Source organism: Vibrio nigripulchritudo (assembly GCF_027924785.1).
Lineage (GTDB): Bacteria > Pseudomonadota > Gammaproteobacteria > Enterobacterales > Vibrionaceae > Vibrio > Vibrio nigripulchritudo.
On the sequence record NZ_AP027049.1, the window covers coordinates 855283 to 879490 of the forward strand.

Annotated in this window: 24 protein-coding genes and 1 tRNA gene; 11 read left to right on the top strand and 14 right to left on the bottom strand. The window is 44.8% G+C overall.

Translation table 11 applies throughout. The features are described 5' to 3' along the window. The first annotated feature begins 51 nt into the window (after nucleotides 1-51). The gene (gene rluF, locus QMG91_RS04170; RefSeq protein ID WP_281829073.1) at nucleotides 52-1068 is read left to right on the top strand and encodes a 23S rRNA pseudouridine(2604) synthase RluF; all 1017 of its coding nucleotides are present in this window, start codon (nucleotides 52-54) and stop codon (nucleotides 1066-1068) included. A gap of 47 nt (nucleotides 1069-1115) precedes the next feature. On the opposite strand, the gene QMG91_RS04175 is transcribed toward rluF, so the two are convergent. Together QMG91_RS04175 and QMG91_RS04180 are read right to left on the bottom strand one after the other, a co-directional pair. Then, nucleotides 1116-1988 carry a TraB/GumN family protein gene (locus tag QMG91_RS04175; RefSeq protein WP_281829076.1) on the bottom strand — a complete coding sequence of 291 codons (873 nt, stop codon included), beginning with the start codon at nucleotides 1986-1988 and terminating at the stop codon, nucleotides 1116-1118. A 139-nt stretch (nucleotides 1989-2127) separates the two neighbouring features. Further along, nucleotides 2128-2691 carry a porin family protein gene (locus QMG91_RS04180; RefSeq protein WP_281829078.1) on the bottom strand — a complete coding sequence of 188 codons (564 nt, stop codon included), beginning with the start codon at nucleotides 2689-2691 and terminating at the stop codon, nucleotides 2128-2130. A gap of 190 nt (nucleotides 2692-2881) precedes the next feature. Between QMG91_RS04180 and QMG91_RS04185 the strand changes: the two genes are divergently transcribed. After that, on the top strand, nucleotides 2882-5446 hold the full coding sequence (locus QMG91_RS04185) for an Ig-like domain-containing protein (RefSeq protein ID WP_281829080.1): 2565 nt from the start codon (nucleotides 2882-2884) through the stop codon (nucleotides 5444-5446). Nucleotides 5447-5899: 453 nt separating this feature from the next. Further along, nucleotides 5900-6547: an oligogalacturonate-specific porin KdgM family protein gene (locus QMG91_RS04190; RefSeq protein ID WP_004401532.1), complete on the top strand. Its 648-nt coding sequence runs from the start codon at nucleotides 5900-5902 to the stop codon at nucleotides 6545-6547. A gap of 82 nt (nucleotides 6548-6629) precedes the next feature. On the opposite strand, the gene QMG91_RS04195 is transcribed toward QMG91_RS04190, so the two are convergent. Both QMG91_RS04195 and QMG91_RS04200 read right to left on the bottom strand, forming a co-directional pair. Beyond that, entirely contained in the window at nucleotides 6630-7070 is a 441-nt protein-coding gene (locus QMG91_RS04195) for a DUF411 domain-containing protein (protein ID WP_004401535.1), read from the bottom strand. Between the two features lie 9 nt (nucleotides 7071-7079). Continuing rightward, a complete protein-coding gene (locus QMG91_RS04200) occupies nucleotides 7080-9755 on the bottom strand; it encodes a cation transporter (RefSeq protein ID WP_281829083.1) in 2676 nt (891 codons plus the stop codon). Between the two features lie 107 nt (nucleotides 9756-9862). Here QMG91_RS04200 and QMG91_RS04205 point away from each other — a divergent pair, with 107 nt between their 5' ends. Next, nucleotides 9863-10198: a DUF2834 domain-containing protein gene (locus tag QMG91_RS04205; protein ID WP_004401538.1), complete on the top strand. Its 336-nt coding sequence runs from the start codon at nucleotides 9863-9865 to the stop codon at nucleotides 10196-10198. 127 nt (nucleotides 10199-10325) lie between these two features. Beyond that, a complete protein-coding gene (gene gltX, locus QMG91_RS04210; protein ID WP_281829085.1) occupies nucleotides 10326-11753 on the top strand; it encodes a glutamate--tRNA ligase in 1428 nt (475 codons plus the stop codon). A 62-nt stretch (nucleotides 11754-11815) separates the two neighbouring features. Here the strand turns inward: gltX and QMG91_RS04215 are convergent, their stop codons facing one another. Further along, nucleotides 11816-12322 (bottom strand): hypothetical protein, encoded by a 507-nt coding sequence (locus QMG91_RS04215; protein ID WP_004401540.1) that lies wholly within the window; start codon nucleotides 12320-12322, stop codon nucleotides 11816-11818. Nucleotides 12323-12797: 475 nt separating this feature from the next. Here QMG91_RS04215 and azu point away from each other — a divergent pair, with 475 nt between their 5' ends. Continuing rightward, complete coding sequence (gene azu, locus QMG91_RS04220) at nucleotides 12798-13235, top strand: azurin (protein WP_281829087.1); 438 nt, start codon at nucleotides 12798-12800, stop codon at nucleotides 13233-13235. A 99-nt stretch (nucleotides 13236-13334) separates the two neighbouring features. On the opposite strand, the gene QMG91_RS04225 is transcribed toward azu, so the two are convergent. The 6 genes from QMG91_RS04225 to QMG91_RS04250 form a co-directional block, all read right to left on the bottom strand. Next, a complete protein-coding gene (locus QMG91_RS04225; protein WP_281829089.1) occupies nucleotides 13335-14273 on the bottom strand; it encodes an ABC transporter substrate-binding protein in 939 nt (312 codons plus the stop codon). Between the two features lie 5 nt (nucleotides 14274-14278). Continuing rightward, on the bottom strand, nucleotides 14279-15331 hold the full coding sequence (locus tag QMG91_RS04230; protein WP_281829091.1) for a FecCD family ABC transporter permease: 1053 nt from the start codon (nucleotides 15329-15331) through the stop codon (nucleotides 14279-14281). Further along, nucleotides 15328-16338, bottom strand: a complete 1011-nt coding sequence (locus tag QMG91_RS04235) for a FecCD family ABC transporter permease (RefSeq protein ID WP_281829093.1) — start codon at nucleotides 16336-16338, stop codon at nucleotides 15328-15330. The genes QMG91_RS04230 and QMG91_RS04235 overlap by 4 nt, the downstream gene beginning before the upstream one ends. Beyond that, nucleotides 16335-17111 (bottom strand): ABC transporter ATP-binding protein, encoded by a 777-nt coding sequence (locus QMG91_RS04240; RefSeq protein ID WP_281829095.1) that lies wholly within the window; start codon nucleotides 17109-17111, stop codon nucleotides 16335-16337. Before QMG91_RS04240 ends, QMG91_RS04235 begins: the two co-directional genes overlap by 4 nt. A 243-nt stretch (nucleotides 17112-17354) precedes the next feature. Further along, nucleotides 17355-17431: transfer RNA gene (locus QMG91_RS04245), tRNA-Arg, on the bottom strand. A gap of 49 nt (nucleotides 17432-17480) precedes the next feature. After that, complete coding sequence (locus tag QMG91_RS04250) at nucleotides 17481-18620, bottom strand: flagella assembly protein FlgT (protein ID WP_004401547.1); 1140 nt, start codon at nucleotides 18618-18620, stop codon at nucleotides 17481-17483. Between the two features lie 158 nt (nucleotides 18621-18778). On the opposite strand from QMG91_RS04250, the gene QMG91_RS04255 reads away from it, so the two are divergent. After that, entirely contained in the window at nucleotides 18779-19414 is a 636-nt protein-coding gene (locus tag QMG91_RS04255; protein ID WP_004401548.1) for a FlgO family outer membrane protein, read from the top strand. Nucleotides 19415-19446: 32 nt separating this feature from the next. Continuing rightward, nucleotides 19447-19875, top strand: coding sequence for an LPP20 family lipoprotein (locus QMG91_RS04260; protein WP_004401549.1), 429 nt, complete (start codon nucleotides 19447-19449; stop codon nucleotides 19873-19875). A 129-nt stretch (nucleotides 19876-20004) separates the two neighbouring features. Here the strand turns inward: QMG91_RS04260 and QMG91_RS04265 are convergent, their stop codons facing one another. The 3 genes from QMG91_RS04265 to flgA all read right to left on the bottom strand — a co-directional run bounded on the left by QMG91_RS04265 (nucleotide 20005) and on the right by flgA (nucleotide 21645). Next, entirely contained in the window at nucleotides 20005-20430 is a 426-nt protein-coding gene (locus QMG91_RS04265; protein WP_281829099.1) for a flagella synthesis protein FlgN, read from the bottom strand. 35 nt (nucleotides 20431-20465) lie between these two features. Next, nucleotides 20466-20777: a flagellar biosynthesis anti-sigma factor FlgM gene (gene flgM / locus QMG91_RS04270; protein ID WP_004401551.1), complete on the bottom strand. Its 312-nt coding sequence runs from the start codon at nucleotides 20775-20777 to the stop codon at nucleotides 20466-20468. Nucleotides 20778-20898: 121 nt separating this feature from the next. After that, nucleotides 20899-21645 carry a flagellar basal body P-ring formation chaperone FlgA gene (flgA, locus tag QMG91_RS04275; RefSeq protein ID WP_038123296.1) on the bottom strand — a complete coding sequence of 249 codons (747 nt, stop codon included), beginning with the start codon at nucleotides 21643-21645 and terminating at the stop codon, nucleotides 20899-20901. 74 nt (nucleotides 21646-21719) lie between these two features. Between flgA and QMG91_RS04280 the strand changes: the two genes are divergently transcribed. The 3 genes from QMG91_RS04280 (at nucleotide 21720) to flgB (ending at nucleotide 24208) form a co-directional block, all read left to right on the top strand. Beyond that, nucleotides 21720-22646 carry a chemotaxis protein CheV gene (locus QMG91_RS04280; protein ID WP_004401553.1) on the top strand — a complete coding sequence of 309 codons (927 nt, stop codon included), beginning with the start codon at nucleotides 21720-21722 and terminating at the stop codon, nucleotides 22644-22646. A 10-nt stretch (nucleotides 22647-22656) separates the two neighbouring features. Beyond that, nucleotides 22657-23484, top strand: coding sequence for a protein-glutamate O-methyltransferase (locus tag QMG91_RS04285; RefSeq protein ID WP_004401554.1), 828 nt, complete (start codon nucleotides 22657-22659; stop codon nucleotides 23482-23484). Nucleotides 23485-23812: 328 nt separating this feature from the next. Beyond that, nucleotides 23813-24208 (top strand): flagellar basal body rod protein FlgB, encoded by a 396-nt coding sequence (gene flgB, locus QMG91_RS04290; RefSeq protein ID WP_004401557.1) that lies wholly within the window; start codon nucleotides 23813-23815, stop codon nucleotides 24206-24208.

Below are 24208 nucleotides of genomic sequence, written 5' to 3' on the forward strand. Positions count from 1 at the left end.
CACACCGATTGTCATCCGTTGTGAAACGTTAACAAAGAGAAAAAACAGACTATGTCGCAGACACCTGAAGCTAAAAGGCTGAATAAATTTATTAGTGAAACCGGGTATTGTTCCCGACGTGAAGCGGACAAACTGATCGAGCAGGGAAGAGTGACCATCAACGGCAGTTTGCCTGAGATGGGGGTAAAAGTTCTGCCTACCGATGACGTATTGATCGACGGTAATCCCCTGCGTCAGAAAGAGAAATCGATCTATATCGCTTTGAATAAACCAACAGGGATCACCTGTACAACGGAGCGCCACATTGAAGGCAATATTGTGGATTTTGTCGGGCACCGGAAGCGTATTTTCCCGATTGGTCGCCTGGATAAACCGTCTGACGGGCTTATCTTTCTGACAAACGATGGCGACATCGTAAATAAGATTCTGCGCGCGGGTAACTCTCATGAAAAAGAGTACGTGGTACGTGTCGACAAACCCATCACCCAAGAGTTTTTGGACAAGATGGCGAGTGGCGTTGAAATCCTTGATACGGTGACTCTGCCATGCAAAATTACCAAAGAAACCAAGTTTTCTTTCCGTATTGTTTTGACTCAGGGGTTGAACCGACAAATCCGCCGTATGTGTGAAGCTTTGGGTTATGAGGTATTTAAACTCAGACGCGTTCGCATCATGAATATCTCGCTTGATGGCATTCCTAACGGAAAGTGGCGTTACCTAACAGACGATGAGGTAGCGGATATTCACCGTTTGTGTGAAGGTTCGGTAGGCACAGAAGAGGCTTCCCGAACAGACGGTAAAGGTCAAAAGATCGATAAAGCGACGGATGCTAAGCTATTCGACCACCGTCAGAAAGAAAAATCCGAACCTAAAAAGTTTAAGACGTTTAAAGGAAAGGGCACTGACTTCAAACGTCGACCATCAAAAGGGAATGGTGAAGGTTCAGCTCAGAACAAGCACGAACGTACAGGTAAACCAAAAAACCGAACAGAGAACAACAAGAACAATTCGGGTGGAAAGAGCAGATCCTTTAAAGTGCGAAAGCCAACAGGAAAAACTCTGGGTTAGATGAAGTCTGAATTAGTACAGATGAAGGAAGGCGCAAGCCTTCCTTTTTAACATCTTACGGGAGTGGAAGTAGAAAGCTGTGATACTTTCCAGCCGCTTTGACTCAGTAAATCCAGTACATTCTCTTTGCCTAAAAGGTGAAGAGTACCTACCACAACGGTGTACTGCCCTTCTTTTGATAGCAACTTGCCACTGTTAATTTGTGTTACCCAGTCGCGGTTACGATCGTAAAGCAAAATATCCAGAATACTCTCGTCATATTCGCCATCCTGAAGAAGCTGCATCAGTCTGTTTTTGTCACCCGTTTTCCAGGCATCAATCTGGCAATGAAATTCGTCATTAGACGTGTCCCAATGCAGTAGAGTTTCCTTCAATAAATGTTCGCCGTTATTTGGCAGTGCATTAAGAAAGCCCAATTGCTGGCTTGCGGTTTCAAGTGGCAGTATCGGCTTTTCTTGTTTTATCGCCTCATTGGTTAACACATAATCTACCCCGTCAGCCGGGTTGTAACCAAGACGCTGAAAGTTTGCCATTTGTAGTGAAAGTGCAGACAACCAAGGAGGAGAACTCAGGATTTGAGCGTCTGGAAGCCCTAAACTTGAAGCTATCTCGGCTACCTTTTCTGATTGTTTGGCATCCAGAACATCGGATGTTTTTAATTTTGAAACTGGGAAGCTGGAGCCACTCGGTGGCTTATTGAGGTCGATTTCAACTATCAAACCTTCGCTCTGTTTCAAAAACTCTGAAACAGATTTAGGCAGTGGGTACATACTCTTATCACCCACGTGAATTGAGCCAATAACAAGCAGTTCATACCCATCTTTTTGAACCTTCCAGAATAGAGGCTCCTGAGCTTTGAGAGTCAGCGGGAAGAATAGAAATAATGCGATGGCGAGTCGTTTAGCCAATGAAAGAGACATGGAGCTCTCCTGATCGTCTGTAATTGTTATTCTGCGTTTCTTATTAACATCTTTCCAGAAAGCGAAACGCTCTGTTGAAACATCATATTCCAACAGAGCGAGAGTTTACAGACTACGAAATCACTAAATTAGCAATCGCTTAGAATTTGTAGCCGATACCTGCGTAGAAAGAAGAGTATTGAAGAGTGGTAAACTTAGCACCACCTTTCACAACGAATTGATCCATGATGTCGAAACCGATCTCAGCGCCGTAGTTAAAGCTCAATCCGCTTTGAGGACCTGTACCAGCTGAAATATTTGTTCCTAAGATGTTCATTTTGGACTCACCAGAAACCATAGCATAGCCAAGCCCCAGTGGTGCACCGACATAGAAATTGCCAATATAGAGCTTCGGTTTAATATTCAAAGATATGGTAGAGGATTTTACGGTAGATTTAGATTTTGCGAAATTTGGGATACTAAACTCTAACGTCGCATCGGAGTATTTTGTATATTCCACTTCTGTAGCGAGCGCAAAAATGTCACTCGTCCTAGATTCATAACCACCCTGAAAAGCAAACCCCATACCATCAGACTTTACATCATTGCCTTCTAATCCAGTGTACTTATCTTTAGCTAAATCTGCGCCAACGTAAAAGCTGCCTTCTGCCATCGCCATAGTTGAAACGGTCGTCAATAGCAGAGAAATCGCAATCTTCTTCATAGTTTTCCTCAGTAACTCTTATGTATTAGTAACTAGTGTGTTTTCAGTTGCGAGTAAGCTTAATTTCAGTAGGTTTATTCTGCTAATAAACCCGTTAAACGAACAGTGTTTTTTATTCAGCAAAAAGAATGTATTGCCTTTATCAGGAAGCTTAAAATTTCGTCCGTAATTTCTGACGGCGAATAAATATATGTTGAGTAAATTTGCAGGATTGGTTGGGAAATGGATGTTCTGTGTGCTGGTGGTGTTTGGGGTATCTGCCTGTGGCGGCGGGTCGGCAGATAATTCAGTCACTCCGGTATCAAAACGCATTGTTAAACTAGAGGTTTATGTAGGAAGTGGAACGAATTCGAGCCATCAGACTTCTTTATTACTGAATGAATCTTCTGACATCAGCGTGGTTGCTCACTTTAATGATCAATCCAGGCAAATGGTCACATCCGAAGTGACTTGGGTAGTGTCCGACCCATTGGTGATGGATATTGTGTTTGGCACAAAGATGGCGTTAAAAGCCAAGTCTCTTGGGAGAGCAACTGTCAATGCTTGGTATAAAGGGCTGAAAAGTAATTCGATAACAGTCGAAGTCAAAGCGCCTCAGATTACCCATATCCAGCTATCAAAAGTATCTGCTCGCTCAGGGAAGGGAGCAGGAATTTCTTTCCCGCTGGGGACTCAAGAAAGATTTTCAGTGGTCAGCGTTTACGAGGATGGGAAGGTCGAAGACATCACCTCCAAGGTTAAGTGGCATTCCACCGTTCTGGAAGCAGTCGAGTTCTATCCCAATGGTTCAGTTAAATCCAAGAAAATAGGGAAAACACAAATATCGGCGGCGTATTCTGGTTTCGACAGTAATTCTATTGAGATCGAAGTGACTGCTGCAACTCTGTCGAGATTAGAGCTGATTCCATTCAACCAAGGTGTACCGCTAGGAACATCCCGTTCGCTAAGTGTTGAGGGAGTCTTTAGCGATTTTTCGAAGAAAGATTTGACTAATAGCGTTCGCTGGCACTCTGATAACACGGCAATTGCCAGTGTTTCTCAAGGAATCGTTAAGGCAAATAAGCAAGGAAAAGCAAAGGTTACGGCTTCGATGCAGGGTAAGGAAGTATCCACAGAGGTTACGGTGACCTCGGCTGTTCTGCAGTCTATTTCTGTCACGCCAAACCAAAGTCAGATACCTGCGGGACTAAAGCTCAATTTTAAAGCGTTAGGTCATTACTCTGATGGTCAGAATATCGATGTCACTAATAAGGTGGTATGGCAAACCGACAATCCGTCTATAGCATCATTTAAAGGCGCATCGCTTTCTGCACTTAAACCCGGTTCCGTCAAGGTAACCGCAGCAATGAGCCTTATCAGCAGTGAGTCAGTTAACGTTGAAGTGACACCAGCGTCACTTCAGAAACTGCTCATAAGTGCAAAGAATAACTCAGTCCCAAAAGGGAACCGGTTACGGTTAAAAGCTGAAGCTTTGTACAGCGACAACTCTAAGGTTGATGTGACAAACCAAACAAGTTGGAGCTTAGGCAGTACCGATTTCGCGACGATAACTTCTTCGGGGTTGCTTACTGCTCTCAAAGAAGGGCGCGTAAGCATCAACGCATTGTTCAAATCGCTTTCGGTCAAATATGCCGTGGACGTCACTTCCGCAGTATTAGAGCGTATTGAGATTAAACAGAAAAACACCGAATTGTATCGGTCGATTAGTCAGACCGTTCATCTTAATGCTATCGGGTATTACAGCGATGGTAGCTCTGCTGATGTAACCCAATCGACAAACTGGAGTACGCCGTCGTCCAATATCATGGTTACGGTGAGTGGTACTGTGTGGCCAGTATCTGCTGGTAATGCTCAAGTGACGGCGAGCCTTGGACATATTAATAGTTTACCAGCCGGTATAAAGGTGAACGACGCGGATGTTCGCCAAATTCAAGTGACACCAAGTGACCTTTCTGTAGTTCAGGGTGATTGGAGAAGGCTGGTTGCAGAGGTGACTTTAGAAGATGGAAAAAAAGTAGACGTATCAACATCTGCAAACTTTTTTGCTAACAATGTTTGGAAAATCTCTGATTCTGATGTTGCCTCTCTGGTGTATGTGATTTTTTCTGCTAAAAACGTCGGCTCTACGACCATTCATGGGGAATTTAAATCGAAGGTTAGCGGAAAAACCATTTCAAGTAACAGCGTCAATGTAAATGTAAAGCCGATGCGGATTTGTGGGGGTAAGGTGAATGACACTCACGTCGGCAATGCAGCGACAGCCTGCCTGAAGGTAGTGAACTTCAATGGTAAGCAATTTACAGGAACACCCAGTAAGGCTCTGATGGATTATATGGGTGGATACAGTCTAGGTGCTGATGCGGCAGAGCCGTTTGGGAGACATTATCACTCCGTATATTCTGAAAGTGGTCGATGGGGACCTAAGGGCGATTTCGTCAAATTTAGGAATAACCCATCTCTGACTGGCGTAGGTGAAGCTTGGAGCTTTTGCAGTAAACTGGGTCATATGAATTTTAATGGTCGTCGTTACTGGAGGCTGGCTACGTTAAGTGAGTTATCGGAGTTGAGAAAGGATGGCGATATGCATAAACGCTTTGGCTGGCCAACATCCTCCTATTACTGGACGGGATCAAAATATACTGGGGATGAACCCGGTGAACGTCATCACGCGTTGGAGCTTATGTTGAATGCTCTTCATGATTTCCCCTTGAATACTGATGGCAACTACATCAGCTGCGTCTCTTCCTCCCAGTAAATTCGTATATAAAAGAGCGGTGTTAACCGCTCTTTTATGTTCAATTGGTTACATTACCTCTCGAAAAAATAAGTCGATATAACGTGATCAAGATCGCTATGCCTACCTAAAAAATCCTGATTATGTTGAAGTATTGGTCTTCGTTATGTGATCAGTCTCTTGATTGGTCGATAGAATGGTCGGATAAGTGTGAGCTCATGCAGAATGCTTGGTAAAAATAGGTTTGATATATTTTTATTTTTACCCAATAACATGTTGAATATATGGGTTTTTTAGGTTTTTACAACCTTTGATTTTGAAGGTGATCACTGTTTAAATGGTTTTGTTTTGCAGCCCGAAAAATATCTGCAATTATTTGAGTCAAGCCAGGGAGGCAGACAAAAGAATTCAACTGGATTGCGTATTCTTCGACCAAAACGGATTCAGTGCAGATTAACAAGATAGGTAATTAAAATGAAAAAAGTATTTGCTCTTACAGCTCTAGCAGCGGTTATGTCTACCAGTGCTTTCGCAGGTTCTTCTTATGTAACAGGTAACGCTCAGTTCCATAGCGACGATATCCACGGCTCTAAAGCGACGTCTACTCTGGAAGCGGGTCACACTTTCGATTCTGGCACCACACTTCTTGTTGAGTACGATGGCATTCCTGTTGGCAAGCTAACGGGTGATGCGGCACCAACGCCTTACATTACTCTGGGTGCAGAACAGATGTTCAACATCAACGAAAACCTATGGGTTGCCGCTGGTTATCACCACCTTGTTAACAACGGTGAGACTGTTCAATACCGTCCTCTAGTGAAAATCGGTTACAACTTCGATAACGGTCTGTCTTTGAGCAACCGTACTCGTTACCACTCAGTAAAAGATGGCGACAACCAAACTCGCTTTGACAACCGTATCGGTTACACGTTGAATGAAGATGTTGCTCTGTCTTACAACAACGTTTACGTAGTGAACTCTGCAGAAGGTGCAGACAACTCAATGGATCACGAGCTTCGTGCTACCTGGACTCGTAAAGGTGTTCAGCCATACTTTGAGTACCGCAATCAGGCAGACAACAAGAACAACGCATTCGTATTTGGTGCTTCTTACGGTTTCTAAGTCCGCCGTCAGAGTTCTAAGTCCAATCAAAAGAGCCAGCATCATGCTGGCTCTTTTTCTATGTATGTTTTAAGTAGCGTTGTTACTTCTCGTTGTGTGTTGCGTAAACAAAGGTGTGACCTTTTTTATTAAACGCGTACACATCGTATTGGTCTTTCTTGTCGCCATATTCCATGCCTGGTGAGCCTAGTGGCATTCCCGGTACAGCCAGACCTACTGCCTGTTTGGGTGGGTTGTCTAGGAAGGCTTTGATATCTGACGCAGGAATATGACCCTCAAAGACATACCCTTCAATTTCCGCCGTGTGGCAGGAGGCAAGTTCTGGTGAAACTCCAAGTTTCTGCTTGATAGGATTGAGGTTTTTGTGGTCTTTGACTTCCACGTCAAACCCCGCTTCTTCCATATGCTTCACCCACTCACTGCAACAGCCGCAGTAGGGAGACTTATGAGTCACAACCTGCGCCGCCATGGCAGTCGCAGACCCTAACATTCCCAGTGTAAAAACAACGTGTGAGATTTTCATCATTCACCTCTATTTTATTTTGAATAATCGCAAGCGATTGGCATTGCTGACTACCGTGATGGAAGAAAGCGCCATGGCAGCACCAGCTACAACTGGGCTGAGCAGGAATCCAAAAGCGGGGTACAAAACGCCAGCGGCTACTGGTATTCCTAATGTGTTGTAAATAAATGCCCCGAACAGGTTTTGTTTCATGTTCTTCACGGTGGCTTTTGAAAGCTCAATGGCTTTGGCAACCGTAACCGGAGACGTATTGAGAAGGGTCATCTGAGCGCTTTCTATCGCAAGATCTGAGCCACCACCCATCGCCATACTTACATTGGCAAGGGCAAGAGCCGGTGCATCATTGATGCCATCGCCAACCATAGCAACGGTGTACCCTTGTTGTTGCAACTGCTCAATGTGTGACGCTTTTTGATCCGGAAGCACATCCGCAATCACTTCATCGATGCCTAATGCATTAGCAACAGATCGGGCGACTCTCTGGTTGTCGCCTGAAAGCATTGCAACCTTGATGCCCATATCATGAAGCAGCGTAATCGCTTCTTTTGCCTCGGGTTTCACGCTGTCGGAAATGTAGAAAACGGCTGCCGGGGTGCTGTCTACTGTAACGTAGACCTCGGTGAATCCCCCTTGAGGTTTCGATTCTGAGTTGAAGACTTTCTCTCCACCAACAAATTTGGCGTTACCAATATGGATCTGCTGACCATTAATTGTGGCGGCTAACCCTTTTCCTCGGTGGTTTTCAAACTGATCTACGACCAAAGATGTGTTTTTTGCTTTGTCGGAGAACGCACACAGAGCTTTAGCAAGAGGATGCTCAGAGCTGCTTTCAGCGGCGTACACCAAAGAAAGCAAATTGGATTCAGACCATTCACCAAAGTACTGAACGTGAGAGACGCTGGGTTTACCTTCGGTTAATGTGCCCGTTTTGTCGAACACGACCATGTCGACTTTGCTCGCTTGCTGGATAACGTCTGCATCTTTGATAAGTACACCTAACTCTGCTGCCTTACCGACACCAACCGTCACCGAGAGGGGCGTCGCCAGCCCCAGTGCACATGGGCAAGCGATGATCAGAACTGTCGTTGCCACAATCAACATATAGCTGGCTTGTGGAGCAGGACCAACGGTGTACCAGATCAGTGCTGAGACAATGGCAATAGCAACGACCACAGGTACGAAGACCGCAGAAATGGAGTCTGCCAATTTAGCTATTTGTGGTTTGCTGCTTTGGGCTTGTCTCACCATAGTGATTATCCGAGCAAGCATGGTGTTCGCACCAACGGTTGTTGCCTGAATGATCAAAGCACCGTCCTGGTTAATGGTTCCAGCTGAAACCTGTTCCCCTACTGAACGCGCTTTGGGGATGGGTTCACCTGTGAGCATGGACTCATCGACGTAGCTCTCACCCTGAATGACTTCGCCATCGACCGGAATTTTTGCCCCCGGATGAATGCGTAGTTTCATTCCTATCGTGACCTGGCTGAGTGAGACTTCTGATTCCTGACCATGTTCATTGATAACAATGGCGGTTTCGGGCTGAAGATCCATTAATGCTTCTAAGGATTGGGTGGTTTTGGCTTTGGCTTTAGCCTCGATGAAATGACCAAGTGAGATCAAGCCAATGATCATAGCACTGGCTTCAAAATACACGTGGCGGGATTGAGCTGGAAGCCATTCTGGGAATAACACCACTATCATGGAATAAAGCCATGCTGCCCCCGTTCCGAGTGCCACTAAGGTATCCATGGTGGCTCGCTTGTGAGTCAGTGATTTCCAGGCATTCACGAAAAAGTGTTTGCCAGGCACGGCAAGCAGCCACAGGCAGATGACACCGATGAAACCCCAAATCCATTGATCTTGGGTGTGACGGATCATCATGTTGCCACCCAATACCCCCCAAAGCATCAAAGGCGCTCCGATAGAAAGCGCAAGGAAAGATGCCTTCTTATGGTGACTCATTGCTGCTTGAGACTGGGCGGCTTGTTGTGCTCTGCGTTCCTGTTCGCTGGTGACAACTTCGGCACCATAGCCTGCGCTGTCTACGGAATGGATTAGTTCCGCTTTGACCTTGTCAGATGCGTCATCAACAAACACCAGTGCCGATTGCTCTGCCAGGTTTACCTGAACTTTCTTTGCCGAGTCTACTTTGAGTAGCGACTTTTCGACTGAGGAAACACAACTGGCACAGGTCATTCCGGTGAGGGTGAGCTGAATAGTTTCTGTTTCACTGACCTGAACGGGCGAGACTGATTGAAGGGCTGGCTCGGTTACTTCTTCTGTTACCTCAGATAGCTCTTCACTTGGTAGAGAAGCCTGATATCCCGCCGATTCAACAATAGATATCAGCTCCTCAGGTTCAAGAAGCGAATAGACTGATGCGTCCGTTTTGGTTACATCAAAACTGAAAATTTGCGAATGTTGTGCAAATTTATCCTGCAGTTTTTTTACGCATTTTCCACAACTTAAGCCGGATAAGCTAAGCTCCTGTTTATGGCCAGCTTGATAGCCTAAACTTTGAATAGCATTAAATAGGATTTTGAGAGGTGCGTTAGTCTCCAGATTGACCTGGTGTTTATCAATGGCGGTCACGGAAGTGTCTGGCAGTTCGGTTAATGCCTTTTCAACTTTTCTGGCGCATCCCATGCAATTTAAACCATGGAGAGGAAGCGTATAACTGGTCATAAGCCGTCTCATAAGAATCTCGATTAGGGATGAGAATAAACCTTCCCTCAAGGGGAAGGTCAACAAGCGTTACAACTTTTTTGGATGTTTAGGATTTAGGAGGCAGGATGAAAGGATTTTACTTAGTTGGCTGTATTGTGGGAACGGTGGTGCCGTACGCGGCGCTTTTGTCCTGGTTTGGTGAATTTGGATTCTCCATTCCTTTGATATTTGAACACATAAATAGTACTAAAATCGGGTTGTTTGCCTGGTTAGATGTTCTGATTTCTGCGGTTGTTTTAATTGGCTTTATTCTCTACGACAGTAAGAAAATAGGCTTTACTCAGGCATGGAAACCGATACTGGGTACATGCTTGGTCGGTGTTTCTCTTGGCTTGCCGCTTTACCTGTTGTTACGTGAAATGCATCAGGAAACTCAGATAGCGTTGCAAAGCACTTCTTAAGGCTTCATCACGCTCTGTTTTTGCCCATTGTACAATTGCAATTGGGTGGTAAAATGTCGCCAATTTCTCGTCCTTATCTGCGCGGTACCCCAATGGGTGCCGCTTTTAAACACCCAAAGGAAATCCCATGACGGTTAAAACTCGTTTTGCTCCTAGCCCAACAGGCTATCTTCATGTTGGTGGTGCACGTACCGCACTTTACTCTTGGTTATACGCGCAAAATCAGGGCGGTGAATTCGTTCTGCGTATCGAAGACACTGATTTGGAGCGTAACTCTCAGGAAGCCGTGGATGCGATTCTGGAAGGGATGAAGTGGCTAGGCCTTGAGTGGAATGAAGGTCCTTACTTCCAATCTAAGCGTTTCGACCGCTACAACGAGTTTGTAGAAAAGCTTCTTGAAGAAGACAAAGCCTACAAATGTTATGCGTCAAAAGAACTTCTTGACGAGATCCGTGAAGAGCAAGAAGCGAACAAAGAAATGCCTCGCTACGACGCAAATCATCCAAAAATTGTTGCGGCAAACGAAGCGGCAAAAGACGGTGACCCTTGTGTTGTGCGCTTTCGCAACCCAAAAGAGGGCAGCGTAGTATTTGATGACCAAATCCGTGGTCGCATTGAGATTGCTAACGATCAGATGGACGATTTGATCATTCGTCGTACTGACGGTTCACCAACTTACAACTTTGTAGTTGTTGTGGATGACTGGGATATGGGAATCACTCACGTAGTACGTGGTGAAGACCACATTAACAATACACCTCGTCAAATCAACATTTATGAAGCACTGGGTGCACCAGTTCCGACTTTTGCACACTGCGCAATGATTCTGGGTGACGACGGTGCCAAGCTGTCTAAACGCCACGGCGCAGTATCTGTAATGCAGTATCGTGATGAAGGTTACTTGCCAAACGCATTAAACAACTACTTGGTTCGCTTGGGTTGGTCTCATGGCGATCAGGAAATCTTCTCTGAAGAAGAGATGATCAAGCTGTTTAGCCTAGATGCAATTTCTAAGTCGGCTTCAGCTTTCAATACAGAAAAGCTGCACTGGCTGAACAACCACTACATCAAAACGTCTGACCCAGGCTACGTAGCAGAGCATCTGCAATGGCACTTGGACAACCAGAACCTGAACACAGAAAACGGTCCTGCCGTAACTGAAGTGATCACTTTGGTAGGCGAGCGTTGCAACACGCTAGTAGAACTGGCAGAGCAAATTCGTTACTTCTACGAAGACTTTTCTGAGTTTGAAGCGGGTGCGGCGAAGAAACACCTACGCGGTGTAGCGAAAGGTCCACTAGAGCTGGCACTGGCAAAAGTTGAAGCGCTTGAAGACTGGGCAACAGCGAACATCAAAGAAGGTGTTATCGCGGCTGTTTGTGAAGAGCTTGAAATTGGCATGGGCAAGATTGGCATGCCACTGCGTGTTGCGGTAACGGGCGGCGGTCAGTCTCCATCTGTTGATGCAGTTATGGCGTTGATTGGCAAAGAACGCGTCATCGCTCGCATCAAAATGGCACTAGAGTTCATCGCTGAGCGTGAAGCCAACGCATAATCGGCGAAAACAGAAAGTAAAAGGCTGCGTATGCAGCCTTTTTTGATCGTATTGAATCATATTTATTTGAGATCAATGCTGTTAAGCCGACCCATATAAGTCAGAATCTCAATATTGTGTTTATGCGCTTCTAACAAGGCCTTTTTAGTTTGAGTGTATGCCGCCAGCTTTCCATGTTTGTTAATGGAACAGACCTTGGTCTTGTATTTGTATTCCCCGTTTTCATCAAACTCGCGCCACTTTGCCAAGTAACACGCATCCCTATGTTCAGGGTCAGTTTTAGTCGGGTTTGGCTTATACACAATCACAGGTTCTACACTGTGAGGCAGTCGGGTCATCAGATAAGGATCTTTAAGCAAGCGACGCCAAAACTTTCCCCACATCTCCCTACCCAGTTCATTGCGCAGTTTGATGGCTTTCTGAAGTCCTTTCTTCTCTCCAATACGCACGAAGCCGACTGAGCGGTGAAGTACAGTGTCGTCAGGTGTATGAATATGAATCTTAAATGCGGTCTTGCTTTTAGAAATAAACCTGTGCCCGGTACTTGTTGTTAGGCTGCTTTTTTTCATAAAGAACGAAATTGATATGTTTGTTACTTATAAAAAAGCATAGAAGAATTTATATAAAGTTTGAAGAGCGCCGCAACTCTCACGGCACGCCAGTCACATTTTTACAATAGATCTTTTTCATGCTTCTTAGGTTCGAAGCACTCAAGCAAATAAATTTGTTAAGAACAGCACCTTATGACATAAATCGAGCTTTAATTCCCTCATTTTTCTTATTGTCTTTATCTTAGGTTTTACTGGCAATCTGCGGCATCCAGCGCATTCAACAGATGGGCTCTAACAATGCGATTTTGATTCAAAATTACAATATCTCTCACTGGAGCAGACCTTTGTATTGAGCTTTTTCTTCTTTAGTAGCGTTTTTAATGATCTAGACCTCTATTTCCTTATATTTCACTATGGTTAAATAATCTACTATTGATAATGAGTATATTTATCAATGAATCATCACTAAAAAGAAAAGTTAAAGGAGCCCAAAATGAAGAAGTTACTGATAGCGGTGTTTGGATTGTTTTCATTCTCTGCGCTTGCAAACCCTTGTAAAATAACGGTTGAAGCGACAGATGCGATGCAATTCAATACTAAAGCCATCACAGTACCTGCAAGTTGTGAAAACTTTACTGTCGAACTAAAACACGTTGGATCATTACCTGCAAATGCAATGGGTCACAACTGGGTACTGGCAGAGACGGCAAACTTCCAACCAGTTGCCTTGGATGCCGCGAAGGCAGGTCTTGCGAACAACTACGTGCCACCTGGTGACAAACGTGTTATTGCCTTTACTAAGATCATTGGTGGTGGAGACACTACATCGGTGACTTTCCCGACGGCAGATCTGAAAGGCAAAGATCTTACGTACTTCTGTTCTTTCCCTGGACACTGGGCAATTATGAAAGGTTCATTGAAGGTAGAGTAAGAGAAAGCTAGGTGACAGCAATTTATGCTGTCACCAAATGCTTCTTCTAGCTTTCTGATGTTTCGCTGTCCGTCCGCGAATTCAAGATAGAGCGGGTCGCTATTTTTTATTTAACCCATAGTGTTTTTCAATCAAATCCAACGTGTTATGTGCGGCAGCATAGGTTGGAGTTACCAAGTGCAAACTGTCTGCCATAATCATGTTGCCCTTATTATCCGCTTCAATTGCCAGTTCCCACCCTGGAGCGAGTTTGTCTAATAGCCCACGAGTTATTTTTTCTGAACGATCAGGAAGTACATAAGCAGGCATCATGAGCAACAGGTCAGTGTCGATATCAGCGATTCTTTCAGGTGACAGAGGCACTAAAAATCCGGCGTCTTTTAGCCACTTCGGTTGCTTAAAGCCCAGATCAGTCATGGTTTGCATCATGCCCGATAATCCATTGGCTACGTTAATTTGATCAAGTACGATAACGGCGACGAATTCTTTCTCTTCAGGATTAAATGGCAGGCGCGAGCGAATGTCTGCCACACGAGCTTCGTATTCTGATTGAAGTTTGTCATGTTTGTCGTGTGCGCCAAAACGCTCAGCCATTTCACGCTGTGCAGACAAACCGTATACGCCATTTGAGAAAGTGTTTTGAATAAATACCGGGGCAATATCTTCTAGCATATCAGCCTGAGCTTCGGTTCCTTCGGGTAACACGATTAGATCTGGAGAGAGTTTTTTCATCCCTTCCATGTCTGGACCATCATAGCTACCTATTGGGCTCATCCCGGCTTCTTTTGCAGTAACGTTGAATATCTCTTTCAACCCAAATACCGACCAATCGCCAGAGACCGGATCTTTTCGACCAAACGTCCCGACAACATCAAAACCCAATTCATAAAGTGACAAGGTGATCAGAGCATCGTGCCCCCCAACTACCTTTTGAACTTCGTCTGGCATTTCTACTTTTCGACCAGCATCATCCTCTATCGTCCCTGCGTGAAGATTCATTGATGCCGCTAATGCAAAGACTGACGCTATTTTTTTCATACTTTTCACCGTGTTTGATTTAATAAACGTATTCGCAGGCAGATAATAAAAATTGGTGCGCCAATAATGATAATGGTCAAACCAACGGGCATATACGCAGTCGAGATAAGTACTCGAGTGAGTGTATCTGCCAGGATTAAAATTAACCCGCCCATCTGGGCCGCCAGTACCAGACGAGTAAATCCTGTTGCTCGTGAAACAATAGCGGCTAATTGTGGTGCTAAAACTCCTAGGAAAGCTAATGGTCCAACAGCGGTAACCGAGGCGGCACTGATGAGTACAGATCCAATGAGGATCAACGGCTTACTTACTTCAGTTGCGCTGCCTAGTGTGCGAGCCCGAAGGCTACCCAACTCCAATATCGATAGTGGTTTCGCCGCAAATATCATGATTAGCAGCCCTAATATTATCCAGGGAAGAAAATCTAAAATAGCCTGCCAGTTGCTTAAAAATAAAGAGCCATTGAGCCAAATACCCAGGCTGTATGAAACTTCACTAGGGGTATAGAGGAGTATGATTAAGGTGATTGAAGAGAGCGCTGATTCAACAGCGATTCCCATCAATAAAATGGCAATGCCACCCGAGAAGTGTCGACCAGTTAATGACAGAATGAAAAAGCCTACGGCAAGACCGCCCAGCATAGCGGCGAACGGATAATAAGCTCGGTCTATGCCGGGGAAGAAAACCATCAGGATCATTATGATGATCATCGAGCCCTGGCTAAGTCCGAGTAGCCCTGGGTCGGCGAGTGGGTTTTGAGTTAATGACTGGAGCATCGCACCAGTTAGGGCAATGGCTGCCCCCGCCATTATTGCCAAAATAAGCCTTGGTAACCTAACGTCGTAAATTGCCCATTGCTGATCCACACTATTATTAATGCCCAACAATGCCTCAAACACATTCCAGAAAGAGGTATCAATGGAACCCAAGGAAATGGACCAAGCCATTGCACACAAGGTCAGGATTGCTAATGTCAGCATGGCGGCAAAGTTGTGAAGTTTGACTTCAAATCCAAAGACGTTGAAGGCGCGTTGACCACTTAACGTGTCCGTTATCATGCGGTTTTGGCTCCATTGCTCAAATAAAAATGTCTGACAATGAATATAAATACGATTCCACCCAGCAACTCCATAACAACGGACGTGTTAAGGACAAAAGGTGCAAAACCGAGTCTGGCAACCATATCGGCTAACAATCCGATTGTGGCTCCAACGAATGCATTCATGGGCAGTTGATGAGCAAAATGCGCACCAGCAAAAGGTCTGACAATATGGGGAACGACCAACCCAATAAAGCCGATAGGACCGCAAATAGCGACGGCTGCGCTGGAAGCGGTGACACAGCAGAGTATGGCAATTAGCTGAGTTCGCTTTACAGAGACTCCTGCTGATTCCGCTTTTTCTACACCCAGAGTCATCAATGTCAACGCGTGACTTTGGCTCCACAGTAATATAAATGCCAACAGACCCAACCACCAAAACTCGGTGAGACGTTCAAAATAGACGTGGTTGATATTACCGCTCAGCCAGTTCATTAAACTGTTTCTCAGGTTTTGGTCCGCAAGTATGAGTGAGTTGGCGATAGCGCCGTAAAGCATGGAAACAATGGCACCGGCCAAAATCAGTGAGAGATTACGTGGATCGTTTTTAATACCAGCAATTTTGGATAACAAAACCACACTGATAAAGCCAAAGAAACCGCCTCCTAGGGCGATGTAACCATGAAACTCAAGCGGTACAACGAAGTAAAAACCAAAAAATACAACAAAAAGACTAGCGCCAGAGCTAATTCCCAGAAGAGAAGGGGAAGCTAATGGGTTTCGAGTTAAACCCTGCAGCACTGCGCCAGATATCGCCATGGTGGCACCGACAAATATAGCGATGAGAGCTCTGGGTTCACGTTGATGCCTGATAATAAAGTGGTCATAGCTTTGATCATTAAAAGCGAAATAGGACTTTAGAATCTCTAACCACTCGACGGATTTTGCACCAAATGACAGGTTGAGCATCAATGTTACGAAGAAAATCGTTAGAACGATGGCGTAGGAAAAAAATCTTAATTTCATATACCTACTGCAACTTTTTTGAAGGGCTCTATCGTATTAGATTCACCGTGGTTTTTGATTCGTTTAGGTAAACAGGTGAGGCGATCATCAAGCTGTATAACATCTACATCAAAATCAAAGCTTTGCTTGATATTTTTCTCAGTGATAACCTGCTTGGTAGGTCCGTGCGCGACCAAGTGCCCCTGATCAAGTAAAATGACCTCGTCAGCGTAAAGTGCCGCCTGATTAAGATCATGGAGAACACTGATTACCGTTTTTCCTCTATCTTTCAAAGAAGAAACTAAATCCAGAGTGCTGTATTGATACTTAATATCTAAGTGATTGACGGGCTCATCTAATATGATGATGTCTGCATCTTGTGCTAAAACCATGGCAATCCATGCTCTCTGACGCTGACCACCCGACAGTTGATTCACCTGCTTGCCAGCCATGTCTTGCAGTCCGGTCTGTTCTAAAGCCGCTTTTACCAGCTCTCTTTGGATTGTGTTCTGGCGACCGAAAATACTTTGTCGGTTGTAATTTCCCAGGCTCACAAGTTCGGCGACAGTTAAGTAGTCCGGGCAAAAACTTTCTTGCGGCAAGTAGGCTATTCGTTTTGCGAGGGCTTTGGCATTGAGTTTACTGATGTCCTGCCCGTTCAAGTGCAGGCTTCCATCCACATACGGTACCTGACCCAAAAAAGCTTTAACTAAGGTGGATTTACCACACCCATTCGGTCCAATCAGAGCGGTAAACGCATGCTCCTTTATATCGAGTGAGATATCTACCAGCACAGGATCGCTGCTTTTTTTGTATCGGCAATTCAGTTTTTTGCAACAAAGCATAACAATTCATAAAAAATATTAATAAAACCAAAGTAATCCTAATGATAGTGCTTCTCATTTTCAATTGGTTATTGAAAAGATTCTTTCAATACTTTCAAAAGTTTAGAGTGAGTAATCATTATTTTCTGGGATTTTATGAAGATAAAACAAAAAAGCCTTAGCTTAAAAAATAAGCTAAGGCTTTGTTTTATATGGCGCTCCCGACAGGATTCGAACCTGTGACCTGCCCCTTAGGAGGGGGCCGCGCTATCCAGCTGTGCCACGGGAGCGGCGTATTTTCATCATACCTAAAATTCTCACGAAGTTAAGCGTTTGGTTTTAATCGAAAATTTGTTTGTGCATTACATCGCCTATTTGCACACTTCTAGCCAGATTAGGTTGGTTGATAACAAGTTCTGCACCTTTGTCGTATACACGAGTGACAGTTAAAGTTATATCACTTTTGGATACACGGTTACGTGCTATGCCGTGTTGGTCAACAAAAGCTCCGGTATGCCATAGTTGCAAAGTGTCGCCTTTCTTTACGCCATGTCGACGACCTAGGTCGATAGTCACTACACCGTCTTTTATTGCCACAATCTCAGGCAGGGTGATCTTACAGGACAGCTCAGATTCTAAGTCCAGCATCACGTTGCGGCTTACCCGCATCATCATGGTGCCATAAGTAGAAGACCAGAATCGTGCGCCTTTGGTGTCGACTTTACTGGTCTTAGGGAATGGCCAGAGTGCGACCTCGCGATAATTTTTGGTGTACATCTCGTTGCCGGTTTTACCGTCAAACACGCTGACTTCCATAGCAAACTGGCGGTTGATGGTTTCTCTTCCCAAGAGTGAAGATTCAATAGTCGCAGTGAGATCGGTAATAGATGCCGTCATTAAGTATTGTGCACCCGTATCCTGAGCCAGCATTTTGACGACTTCAGGCTGATCTTTGCGGATCTCGTATTGTGTGGTGCCAACAGAGTAGAAACTCAGGGACTCTTCATTTAGCTGGCGGCTAATAATGGTGCCGTAATCTCGACCGAGATAATACATACTGCCCATAACTGCCTGGGTAGGTTCAACGATGTCGATCAAGCCAACCGCAAATGTCTTCTTATATTGATCAACATGGCAACCCTTTGCCGAAGGGTAAATGTCTACCCGTACTTTTAAACGTACTTTGCCGCCTGATTCCTCTTCACTAACCACTCTTACGTAGCGAACTTCATGGTTAGTAAACTGATATTCTTCACGAGGATCTTCTAAAAAAGGCTGAATAAAACTCAAAGTGCCGATATCGGCGCCAGAAAAACTCATGGCTTTATAGAGGGCATCTTCAATGGCGTGAATTCTTGCTATCTCTTTTGTTGACACTATGGTGGCATCGCCGTTGACTTCATACCACGCCGCACGAATACCAGCAGAAAATATCAAACTGAATATCAACAAGATGGTTCGGAAATCGTATTTTTTCATCGGTGTTTTACCATTTGGGTATGTTTTTTGCTAAATACTTGGTTAGCAGGTTTCGGTGAGTTTTTTCTTAGCGAGCAACTAAGGAAAAGCAAGTATTGTTCCAACAACTGGTAAACACGTTGGAGTAATGAAGCCAAGTATATCCGGAGATGAAGAGAATGAAAAAATGGTTTGTCGTCGCAATGACATCGCTGTTAGCGTCATGCGCATTTTCACCCATTTATGACGGTAAAGACACGTACCCAGGCAGCCGCTTTATGCTGATGGATACACCACGTCATACAATGGATTTCTTTGTAGAAAGTTTGACTGAAGAGTTGATCCTTTCTAACACGAGTGTTTCAGCGCGCTCACCCATTGCAATCACGTCTTTTGTTGATTTGCAGAATATGGATACCACTAACTGGCTGGGTAACTCAGTATCTGAAGGGTTTATCCATCAGTTCCAGCGCCGTGGATTTAAGGTGGTTGACTTTAAAACTACCGGCTCGATTCGTGTAACGCAGGAAGGCGACTTTGCTTTCAGCCGCGACTGGAAAGAGCTGGCTCGCGAGCAAGACGTGAAATACGTTCTGACGGGAACGATGCTGCGTCAGGAAGGCGGTGTATTGGTCAATGCCCGAGTGGTAGGGATGCAAACACGTATTGTAGTCGCAACAGCACAAGGCTTCTTGCCGGCAGACCGAATTGGTCGAGACCTTGAAACTCTGCGAAGCATTCGAACTCAGGACGGTGTGATCATTCGCTCTGATCCAGAGATGAAAACGCAGAACACAATTATCCTACGTCCATAGAGTAGTCCGAAGCAGGGATTAAGGTGAGAGAGATGAAAAAGTTACTTTTATTGATTACCGCGCTGGTGGCAGTAGGTTGCCAGCCAATTAACAACCGTGGCGAGAATGTTTTAGTTGCGGTCGGATACGCCAGCATCAGTGAACAAAGAGGGCGTACCGCTGAGGAAAAACAAGTTCGTGCACTTCGCGCCTCAAAAGTGGATGCTTACCGTGAATTGGCGGAGCAAGTTTATGGTTTACGAGTCAGTGCCCGTTCGGATCTAGAGGATCAACGCTTAGGTACTGAGTATGCGTCAGGTGCAGTTGATGGTGTGATCCGTGGTGCTGAAGTGGTGAGAACCTATGCCGTCGGCGATAACTATGTGACCGAGCTTAAGCTAGACATCGATAAGATGGATAAGCTGCGCGAGTATGGTGATGTCCAGCAAGTACCTGTTAAGAAGAAATCGACACTGTTCTAATTGAACCTATCCGGTATTCTCTTCAACGGTTTCTTTATAAAGTTAAAGTGCTCAATAAATCGAAAGCGGCAACCAAGTGGTTGCCGCTTTTTGATTCTTAAAAACGGATTCGATCTAGATTGAGTTTCTTTAGGCTTTGATATTTGTGCCTAAGGTCGAAACGGTTTGTGTTTGCCCGCCCGCGTTATAGGTCATACCAATTTTGCTGCGACTTTGCTGCATCAGGTTGTGAAGTTTATTAAAGCTTAATTGAGCGCGCTGCAGTGCTTCACCGTTGATCTCGTTCATTTGCTGGCACTCTGCCACCAAAGATTGGATCTGACTGACTTTGTCTTCAAAATCATTATTGGTTTTGAGTTGATCGACGTCGGAATGCTCTCCGATCCTTTGATCTGTCTGCTGAAGTTGGTTGATAAGATCGAGTTTGTTCTTCGCCAGAGATTCAATGTCTTTGGAGACACGGTTGGCGATAGCGACTTTTTCCTGCTCTAACAAGTCCGAAAGGGATTGAGCATTCTGGATTTGGTATTCGAGTAGACTTTTTAATGTTGCCATAGATTTCGGAGTGAAAAAAAGCTGGACTGCAGCTATTACAGTCCAGCTAGTTCATCTTCAAACTTCACCATGTTTTCTGCCAGCTTCTCAGGATCTACAGTGTAGGATCCGTTTGCTATTGCCTCTTTAATAGCAGCAACTTTCGCGCTATCAAAGCTCGGCTCGGCAGCCATAGACTGGTGAAGTTGACCGATCGCTTTGCCTTCTTGGCTTAGCGAGACGGCATCTTTGCCGCCTTTAGGTTCGGCGACAGAATCAGAACGCGACGTAGCGCTTGAATCTGTACGGGTTTGAGTGCGGCTAGTTGCCACATTCTGCCCGGACCTTAATTGATCAATGCTTGCCATAGTTTGAGCCTTATTCGCAAATGAAAGAGAACCTGTACAAATGGTATCGACACCCGTTTGGAAAACTTTAACTAATTTTTTCTCAAAAGATCGACTTTTTTCATTTTCCGCTTTGTACAGATCAAAACGTAACGGTTACTTCTGCAATTCCAGTTACTATAGCACTAATTATACGATTTGATTTGGTATTTTTCACCCTCACTTCCTCGCCTTGTGCTCCGTCGGAAAGGGATTTGCCTTTGGTTGTGATCACCAGTCCGTCTTTAACCGCTTTAATTACAACGGTTTCATTTCTGCACACTACACAAATGTCGCCTCTTTCTATTACTTCTCCCTGGCGTATATTTTTCTTGAGTTTTGCACCGGCGACTTGATCCAGTTGATTGAAACCGAATCGACGATAAGCACGTTGTTCGACAAAACTTATGCTAATATCTGATTTATTAACAAGTTCACCTCTGGCTAGTGGACGAAGGGCAGTGACCAATGGTCGCATCAACGAAATGCGCACCGGAACGTAGACTCGCCAGTTGTCTTCTGCACATTCAACTAATACAGTTATGTTGGTGGTTGAGCGTGAGTTGGAGGGGGAAGAGGTCACCAAAGGTGATGGACAGGTCGTCGCTTTAATACGGGAGTCCAGGTTAGCTGCGTGCAGCTCCAACTTGTCCGATGAGGCGGTCTTTAATGTCGCTTTTACGTGTGCTTCGGCGGCGTTTTGGATATCCTTGATCTGTTGCTCAGTAGCAGCGGAACAATATAGGCTAAAGAAAGTTAAACAAAAGCCGATACTTTTCCCAAACTTTTTGCAGAAAGCTCTACACTTAGATATAGATTGCATACTGAGAATTACCTTATAATACGCTATTTTGTATGTAATGATCTTGGTTGTCAGATTTTCATTATACTTTACTAGAAAATGCTTGAGATGGAGATGCGCTTATGACGGGTATTCTTGATTCGGTGAATCAACGCACACAACTCGTCGGTCAAAACCGATTAGAGCTTTTAACGTTTCGTCTAATGGGACGTCAACGTTACGGCATAAATGTATTCAAAGTAAAAGAAGTTCTCCAGTGTCCCAAGCTGACGTCGATGCCTAACTTACACCCTTTGGTGAAAGGTGTCGCGCATATTCGCGGACAAACCGTGTCTGTTATTGATCTAAGCTTGGCTACCGGGGGGCGTCCAACTACAGATCTCGACAAGTGCTTCGTGGTGATCTCTGAATTCAACCGAACCATTCAGGCGTTCCTGGTCAGTTCTGTTGAAAGGATCATTAACATGCACTGGGAATCGATCCTTCCACCGCCAGATGGTGCGGGTAAAGCTAACTATCTGACCGCTGTTACTAACATAGACAACGAGTTGGTTGAAATTCTCGATGTAGAAAAGATTTTGGCTGAAATTTCTCCTATTGATGAAACCATGAGTGAGGACATCAAAGAGGAAATCGCTAACATACAAGAAGAGAAAGAAATCGTTCGTCGTATTCTTATTGCGGATGACTCAACGGTTGCACGTAAGCAGGTTCAACGTGCGATTGAAGGGCTTGGCTTTGAAGCTATTGCCGTGAAAGACGGTAAAGAAGCTTATGAGAAATTGGTTGAGATGGCGTCAGAAGGCAGCATCTACGAACAAATTTCACTGGTTATCTCTGATATCGAAATGCCAGAAATGGACGGCTACACGCTTACCGCGGAAATCCGTCGTCATAATGATCTTAAAGATCTTCACGTGATTCTTCATACCTCCTTGAGTGGTGTGTTCAACCAGGCAATGGTTGAGCGTGTTGGAGCAAACGAATTCATTGCGAAGTTTAACCCAGATGAGTTAGGCTCAGCGGTTAAAGCAGCGGTATCTGGTTAAAGAGAACTGAATGACAGCTATAACTATAAGCGATCAAGAGTATCGCGATTTCAGCCGTTTTCTAGAATCCCAGTGTGGGATCGTTCTGGGAGACAGTAAGCAGTATTTGGTCAGAAGTCGATTGAGTCCTCTGGTTAGCAAATTCAATGTTTCATCGCTATCTGACTTGTTAAAAGATGTCATTACAGGGCGAAACCGTGAGCTTCGAGTTGCTGCGGTAGATGCGATGACAACCAACGAAACGCTTTGGTTTCGCGACAATTACCCGTTTTCGGTATTGTCTGAAAAGCTGTTGCCGGAAGTGGCGGCAAACAAGCGCCCAATTAAGATTTGGTCTGCCGCAAGTTCTTCTGGACAGGAGCCTTACTCCATTGCGATGACCATTTTGGAAACGCAATCCAAAAAACCAGGCATGTTGCCTAATGTCTCTATTACAGCAACAGACATTTCTTCTAGCATGCTAGACATGTGTAAAGCTGGTGTGTACGACAACCTGGCACTGGGTCGTGGTTTATCTCCTGAGCGTCGCAAAATGTTCTTTGAAGACGCGGGCGACAGCAAAATGAAGGTGAAGGACAATGTTAAGCGCATGGTTAACTTCCGCCCTCAGAACCTAATGGATAGCTACTCACTTCTGGGTAAGTTCGACATCATTTTCTGCCGTAACGTTTTGATTTACTTCTCACCAGATATGAAATCAAAAGTGCTTAACCAGATGGCAGGGTGCCTAAACCCAGGCGGTTACCTACTATTGGGGGCTTCGGAATCGCTGACCGGTCTTACTGATCGATTCGATATGGTTCGTTGCAACCCTGGTATTATTTACAAGCTCAAGTAACCGCATTTTATGCTTTATCTAGCCCGGCAATTTTTGCCGGGCTTTTTATTGCCACATCTCTTCTTCAACTCGCCATAGCTGACTAAATCGGGCGATAGGTATACACTCACTAATGACATTCCAAATATTTTGAACCCTGAGATCGCAAGATCAGACGGGATCTTCCAAAGAAATACGTAGTGTACATCCACTGTTTGCACATCCTTTGGCTTAATATTTGCTTGTATTACAGCTGTGATTTCATTTTCTTTAGGCTTCCAGAAAAAACTTGGCATGCAGATTGCAAATTGATTCACAGGTAAGTCAGTTCTTTTGGTAGAGGCAAGATATGACTATTTCGTTTGATAAAGCTTTGGGTATCCACCAACACACGGTCGGGCTACGTGAGCGCAATGCTGAAGTGATTTCCACTAACATTGCACAAGCGAATACACCGGGCTTTAAAGCGAAGGGCATGGATTTCGACAAGGCGCTTAAAGCGGCAAAGTCGGGGGCAAGCTTTGGTCTTTCTCGTACGGACGATCGGCATATTAATGCCACTACCAATATTGCTGGGGACACTTTATACCGATTACCAACACAGCCGGACACGGGTGACGGTAATACTGTTGATGTCGATTTGGAGCGTAACCTGTTTATGCAAAACCAAATTCGCCATCAAGCTTCGCTGGATTTCTTAGGCAGTAAGTTTAAGAACCTAACTAAAGCCTTAAAAGGGGAGTAA

Bases quoted from the DNA above. Each gene is read 5' to 3' on its own strand.
- flgM (WP_004401551.1), bottom strand. From the start codon at position 20,777: ATGGCAAGCATTGATCAATTAAGGTCCGGGCAGAATGTGGCAACTAGC.
- QMG91_RS04180 (WP_281829078.1), bottom strand. From the start codon at position 2,691: ATGAAGAAGATTGCGATTTCTCTGCTATTGACGACCGTTTCAACTATG.
- QMG91_RS04175 (WP_281829076.1), bottom strand. From the start codon at position 1,988: ATGTCTCTTTCATTGGCTAAACGACTCGCCATCGCATTATTTCTATTC.
- QMG91_RS04200 (WP_281829083.1), bottom strand. From the start codon at position 9,755: ATGACCAGTTATACGCTTCCTCTCCATGGTTTAAATTGCATGGGATGC.
- QMG91_RS04255 (WP_004401548.1), top strand. From the start codon at position 18,779: ATGAAAAAATGGTTTGTCGTCGCAATGACATCGCTGTTAGCGTCATGC.
- QMG91_RS04250 (WP_004401547.1), bottom strand. From the start codon at position 18,620: ATGAAAAAATACGATTTCCGAACCATCTTGTTGATATTCAGTTTGATA.
- QMG91_RS04235 (WP_281829093.1), bottom strand. From the start codon at position 16,338: ATGAAATTAAGATTTTTTTCCTACGCCATCGTTCTAACGATTTTCTTC.
- QMG91_RS04190 (WP_004401532.1), top strand. From the start codon at position 5,900: ATGAAAAAAGTATTTGCTCTTACAGCTCTAGCAGCGGTTATGTCTACC.
- QMG91_RS04230 (WP_281829091.1), bottom strand. From the start codon at position 15,331: ATGATAACGGACACGTTAAGTGGTCAACGCGCCTTCAACGTCTTTGGA.
- azu (WP_281829087.1), top strand. From the start codon at position 12,798: ATGAAGAAGTTACTGATAGCGGTGTTTGGATTGTTTTCATTCTCTGCG.
- QMG91_RS04260 (WP_004401549.1), top strand. From the start codon at position 19,447: ATGAAAAAGTTACTTTTATTGATTACCGCGCTGGTGGCAGTAGGTTGC.
- gltX (WP_281829085.1), top strand. From the start codon at position 10,326: ATGACGGTTAAAACTCGTTTTGCTCCTAGCCCAACAGGCTATCTTCAT.
- QMG91_RS04185 (WP_281829080.1), top strand. From the start codon at position 2,882: ATGTTGAGTAAATTTGCAGGATTGGTTGGGAAATGGATGTTCTGTGTG.
- QMG91_RS04225 (WP_281829089.1), bottom strand. From the start codon at position 14,273: ATGAAAAAAATAGCGTCAGTCTTTGCATTAGCGGCATCAATGAATCTT.
- QMG91_RS04280 (WP_004401553.1), top strand. From the start codon at position 21,720: ATGACGGGTATTCTTGATTCGGTGAATCAACGCACACAACTCGTCGGT.
- QMG91_RS04265 (WP_281829099.1), bottom strand. From the start codon at position 20,430: ATGGCAACATTAAAAAGTCTACTCGAATACCAAATCCAGAATGCTCAA.
- rluF (WP_281829073.1), top strand. From the start codon at position 52: ATGTCGCAGACACCTGAAGCTAAAAGGCTGAATAAATTTATTAGTGAA.
- QMG91_RS04285 (WP_004401554.1), top strand. From the start codon at position 22,657: ATGACAGCTATAACTATAAGCGATCAAGAGTATCGCGATTTCAGCCGT.
- QMG91_RS04215 (WP_004401540.1), bottom strand. From the start codon at position 12,322: ATGAAAAAAAGCAGCCTAACAACAAGTACCGGGCACAGGTTTATTTCT.
- flgB (WP_004401557.1), top strand. From the start codon at position 23,813: ATGACTATTTCGTTTGATAAAGCTTTGGGTATCCACCAACACACGGTC.
- QMG91_RS04205 (WP_004401538.1), top strand. From the start codon at position 9,863: ATGAAAGGATTTTACTTAGTTGGCTGTATTGTGGGAACGGTGGTGCCG.
- QMG91_RS04195 (WP_004401535.1), bottom strand. From the start codon at position 7,070: ATGAAAATCTCACACGTTGTTTTTACACTGGGAATGTTAGGGTCTGCG.